Annotated in this window: 2 tRNA genes; both read right to left on the reverse strand. The window is 51.0% G+C overall.

Features of this window, described 5'->3' with window-relative positions:
- Nucleotides 1–110: 110 nt before the first annotated feature.
- Nucleotides 111–197, reverse strand: a tRNA-Leu gene (locus EIZ37_RS25685).
- 9 nt (nucleotides 198–206) lie between these two features.
- A tRNA-Leu gene (locus tag EIZ37_RS25690) sits at nucleotides 207–293 on the reverse strand.
- Between the last annotated feature and the right edge of the window lie 116 nt (nucleotides 294–409).

Genomic DNA, 409 nt, shown 5'->3' on the forward strand with positions numbered 1-409 from the left:
GGCAAGGCGACGCTCTACCAATTGAGCTACGTCCGCATGATTACCGGGGTCCCTGAAAAGTACTCGGAATATACTTCGAAGCTTTGCTTCACTTTTTGGGGTGGTGTAGATGGTGCGGTCAAGAGGACTTGAACCTCCACGGTGTTGCCACCACTAGAACCTGAATCTAGCGCGTCTGCCAATTCCGCCATGACCGCATTTTNNNATGGTGCGGTCAAGAGGACTTGAACCTCCACGGTGTTGCCACCACTAGAACCTGAATCTAGCGCGTCTGCCAATTCCGCCATGACCGCATTTTAACATATGGGGTCCCCGAAAAGTAGTCGGAATATGCTTCGAAGCTTTGCGTCACTTTTTGGGATATTTAGTACTGGTGAGCCATGAAGGACTCGAACCTTCGACCCTCTGA

Origin of the sequence: Brevibacillus migulae, assembly GCF_004521915.1 — a bacterium.
GTDB lineage: Bacteria > Bacillota > Bacilli > Brevibacillales > Brevibacillaceae > Brevibacillus_F > Brevibacillus_F migulae.